General features: G+C 43.9%; 5 protein-coding genes. 2 read left to right on the top strand and 3 right to left on the bottom strand.

Annotated features, from left to right (window positions below; translation table 11 throughout):
- Together BCT81_RS20330 and BCT81_RS20325 are read left to right on the top strand one after the other, a co-directional pair.
- A partial coding sequence (locus tag BCT81_RS20330; RefSeq protein ID WP_347232119.1) for a hypothetical protein occupies positions 1-762 on the top strand: 762 nt, incomplete at its 5' end.
- A 21-nt stretch (positions 763-783) separates the two neighbouring features.
- Positions 784-1,218, top strand: a complete 435-nt coding sequence (locus BCT81_RS20325) for an META domain-containing protein (RefSeq protein ID WP_102425613.1) — start codon at positions 784-786, stop codon at positions 1,216-1,218.
- Between the two features lie 115 nt (positions 1,219-1,333).
- On the opposite strand, the gene BCT81_RS20320 is transcribed toward BCT81_RS20325, so the two are convergent.
- The 3 genes from BCT81_RS20320 to BCT81_RS20310 all read right to left on the bottom strand — a co-directional run bounded on the left by BCT81_RS20320 (position 1,334) and on the right by BCT81_RS20310 (position 4,193).
- On the bottom strand, positions 1,334-1,966 hold the full coding sequence (locus tag BCT81_RS20320) for a DUF3299 domain-containing protein (protein ID WP_102425612.1): 633 nt from the start codon (positions 1,964-1,966) through the stop codon (positions 1,334-1,336).
- 108 nt (positions 1,967-2,074) lie between these two features.
- Positions 2,075-3,454, bottom strand: coding sequence for an amidohydrolase family protein (locus tag BCT81_RS20315; RefSeq protein WP_102425611.1), 1,380 nt, complete (start codon positions 3,452-3,454; stop codon positions 2,075-2,077).
- Positions 3,455-3,614: 160 nt separating this feature from the next.
- Positions 3,615-4,193 carry a hypothetical protein gene (locus tag BCT81_RS20310; protein ID WP_241908247.1) on the bottom strand — a complete coding sequence of 193 codons (579 nt, stop codon included), beginning with the start codon at positions 4,191-4,193 and terminating at the stop codon, positions 3,615-3,617.

Raw genomic sequence — 4,193 nt, 5'->3', positions numbered from 1 at the left:
GGTCAGTATATGCTGGAGAAAATTAAACTTACATTTCTATTATTAACCTTGCTGTTTTCTAACTCGGTGCTAAGTTCAACGCTATTTATCAAGAATAGCTTGGACATGTCTGGAGAAAGTGGCAGCGAAGAGATGAAAGCCTTTTATTCAATTAATAAAGGTGCTTGGATTGATATTGAACAGCTTGATATGAATGACCCGAGCTCCCTGTCTAATCTCATTGGTTACACTGATGGTGATAGGTTAAGAATCAAAGTTATCACACCAACTAAGCGATTTGTTAGTCAAGGTATGTCGATACCTTACTTCCGTAACTCTCAACCTCATATGTTTGAAATTAAAGGCACGACATTGCCGGAAGAAGTGCATATTCAAATAGATGGTGTATTAGGACGAGGAACGATCAAGCGTGCTTTTACTACCGATTCTGGCTGGCAATATCGTGTCACGACCTGTGGCGGTGCAGGTATTGTGATTGCCTGTGCTGTTGGTGATTATGGTGAGCTAGTGATGCGCTTCGCTGGTATTACAACAATCCCTGTTTTCTCTGGTTCATCTTATATTGATGAGCGATTCTTCGATAAGCTTGAGAAGGGAGAACAGATCGAATTACTCGATAATAAGGGGCACTACTTCAGCGGCTTGTTTTACCATGAGGTGAAAATTTGGGACCGAGAAGCTGGCGAGATTTTTGACCTTAAAGCTGGCGGGTTAGGGCTAGGAATGGGTGAAGCAGTCTCAATTAAATTCACGCGTTGGTAATTATAAGTAATGGAAAGAATAATGAAAAAAGTAATTTTATCGCTTAGTGTGTTGTTATTTTCTGGAGTGTTAGGAACAGTCGTTCAAGCGCAAGAAATAGATACATCTCGTGAGTTATCGTCCATGCATCAGGCTGTTATGGGGCCTTGGAATCTTATTCGTGTTAATGGTGAGCAGCCGACACACCAAGCATCAATACAAATAGCACGAGATAACATTTATGGCCGTACGGGGTGTAACCACTTTGTGACCCAAGTGACGACATTTGAGCAAGGCTATTTGGCGTTCACCCCAATTGCTAGCACGAGAATGGGCTGTAGTGGAACTCGAGCGATTCAAGAGAATTTGATTTTTGATACGTTCGAAGAGAGCGTTACTGTAGCTTACGACGATGTAGGTGAACAGCTGACGATTATCGGGCATGACAATACGTTGGTCTTCGAACCATCAAGCTAGTCTGGAATTGATTGGATGTGAAAAAGAGCCTCGATGAGGCTCTTTTTGTTATAGGTTATGAGTTGTCGGTGAAACCAAAGCTAGTATTAGCACTTCGTGATTTATGCCATTTGAGTTAGTGGTAATTCACTACCAACGAAGCATTCATATCGTACCCCATGGTGACATCGGTATCGCCATCGACAAGATACACATTGTCGGTGGTCAGTTTTGATGAAATCACGCCTTCGACCCAAACTGGGTACTGAACGGTTTCTACTTTGTAGCCTTCAGGGTAAGAGACTCTGACAATTTGGTTCGCTGGTGGTGGTGGCATGTGTATACACGCTCCAGCAGTAGGAACTAACAAGAATTCGGTAGCAACGAGGGGCGCTGAGAAAGCAATTGGAACCAGGAATCCAGGTATACGCACCTTCTTACCGTCAAAGTCTTGAGTCACTGTTTCTGATGCTCGCTGTTGATTCGCGATGTACTCTGAACGCAACTTCAGTAATTCATCGGCGTCTAGCCCTTCCGATTTCAATGTTTCTTTGAGGCTGGCTAACTCATCATTACTCTTTGGGTCGTCATACTGGCTTAAGGTGAATATTTTTTGCAGTGTCAGTTTTTGTTGATAGCTGATCTCAGGCAATACGATTTGTTTCTGGGCATGTACCGGTCTCAGGTCTTTCCAATCGAGTTCTGTTGGTTCACTAGCTAGGCTACCAAACGAAACTATGGATACAAATAGGGCGATAAATCTATTCAATGTTTGGCTCGCTATTGGTTGGTGTTAGGTCGTTTTAAGTGGTTCATCGGCTTGTGACAGCCGATGAACCAAGCTCTATCTATGAGCTATGACTTTGAAACTTGATGTTTAAAGTGTGTTTTTGTAGATAACGCCATCTTTCATAATCAGCTTAATGCTTTCTGGTGAGTCTGGTCGCTTATCGGCACCAAACCATTGGTCACCTGTACCGACTACAGAAAAGTCTTCGAATGGGTTACCATCAAGCAGCAGGATATCTGCGTATGCGCCTTTCTCAATCACACCCAGTTTCGCATCTGGATATGGGTTCATGAAGTCACCTGATAGTGTGGCAATTTCACCACCGACAGACGTAAGAGTTTTCAATGATTCGTAAGGTCCAAAGAAGTCATTGTTTAGCTTTTTCTCGTAAGCGATTTGAATGTTACAAGCATCAACAGAGCCTACACAGTCAGTCTGGAAGCCACGAGGAGCTGGACACTTCTTCATATTCGGGATGTAGTCTTTAAACGCGGCAGAAGCCGATTTTGCTTTGGCTAAGCTTGATGCAACGTTCTTAACTGCTGGAATCTCAAGAAGGTTAGGGTCGAACGCGGTAAGGTTAGTGGTGATGTACGCTCCTTTTTCTTCCATGAGCTCTGAAATCTCACAGTCGAACATAAAGCCGTGCTCGATCGATTTAACGCCGGCGTTTAACGCGCCAATGATCGCCTCTTTACGATAGGAGTGCGCCATTACGTAGCTGCCGTAAGTATCGGCTACTTCAACCGCTGCACCGACTTCCTCTGGTGAACCTGCCAGTAATTGCCACGGGTCAAAGGCAGATACCACACCACCGGATTGCATGTATTTCAATTGAGTTGCACCCATGCGGAAGTTGTTACGAGCGTACTTCTTCACTTCGGCAACGCTATCGACTTCTTGTGCCATATTCAAACGGCTAAAGTTGGTTTCTTCACCGACAGGGGCGGTGTAGTTGGCAAAGTCGGCGTGTCCACCACGAGTACTCAAAAATGCACCGGATGGGTAATAACGAGGCCCAATAATTTGCCCAGCATCGATGGCTCTTCTTAGACCACCGTTGGCTCCGCCTGCGTCACGAACTGTGGTGAAACCTTGCATCAGGTACATCTCTGCCATACGCGTTCCGTGTATGGCGAAATCTTCCCACGTGGTATTCGATTCCATCGTTGGCAAGCTTGGCCCCATTAGCATCAAGTGCGCATGGTTTTCGATAAAGCCTGGGGTTAAGGTTTTGCCTGTACCGTCTATCACTACGGCATCGTCGCGAACATCAATTGTTTTTGCTGAAATGGAGGTAATGATGTTGCCTTCGACCAATACAAAGTGGTCTTCGTACAACTTGTTTTCAGTGCCGTTGAAGACATCGACATTTTGAAATAACGTCTGTGGCAGTTGAGCCTCTTGTTCAGCATAGGCAAACGACGCTACCAATGCGAGTGAAGAGGCAAGCAAAGTCTTCTTCATTTTTTATATCCTTATAATTAACGTAGAACGGTACTTATTGAATTTAAGCCACTGTTAAATATAGGATGTGTATTGGGATTTTGCTGTGATAAATATGTTGATTACGAGATGGGTCACCAAATGGTCACTTTGCTTTTTAAGAACCCTTGCTTACAGCTACTTAATTAAAGTTGTATCTAACACCAAGTTGTAATTGAGGCCCATAAATCCCGTTATTCTTAGAAGATATCGAGAATGCGGCTTTATCCGTTGCATGGAATCTCGCGCCAAACGTAAAGATCGAATGCTCTCCATTTGCACCTACCATGACATTTGCCTCTACTCGTTGGGTAATCCAGGCTCGAAGCCCAGCGTTGAATTCAATAAAGGTTTTGCTTTTCCCTGGAGCGTAAGATCCTTTGTTGTAGTGAAGCAATAGTTGAGTATTGAGATCGATGGCTTGGTTGATAGGCCCATAAATTTGAGGCCCGATATAAACGTCATAGTTGTCTTCATCGAGATCGGCATTTGAGCTTACCCCACCCAGAAGCGCAAGGCTGTCATTGATATCTCGTCCCCCTTCCAAACTAATACCATTTGGCTTTGTTTGAATCCCAAGCTCTACAAAATCGGTAGTGAAATTTGCAGCAGACAATGCTTGGTGAGAGAAGGTACATAGCAGTAGAGGTATTAAATTTTTAATTTTCATATGACTTATAAAAGGTAATGCCAGCGGGGCGAAAATCGGATGGTATTTTAT

It is taken from the genome of Vibrio sp. 10N.261.52.A1 (assembly GCF_002876325.1).
Lineage (GTDB): Bacteria > Pseudomonadota > Gammaproteobacteria > Enterobacterales > Vibrionaceae > Vibrio > Vibrio chagasii.
Note: the sequence above shows the minus strand (reverse complement) of the source record. Positions and strands in the feature narration are given on the sequence as shown.

Excerpts from the sequence above, each read along its gene's own strand:
- BCT81_RS20325 (WP_102425613.1), top strand. The coding sequence starts at position 784 with ATGAAAAAAGTAATTTTATCGCTTAGTGTGTTGTTATTTTCTGGAGTG.
- BCT81_RS20315 (WP_102425611.1), bottom strand. The coding sequence starts at position 3,454 with ATGAAGAAGACTTTGCTTGCCTCTTCACTCGCATTGGTAGCGTCGTTT.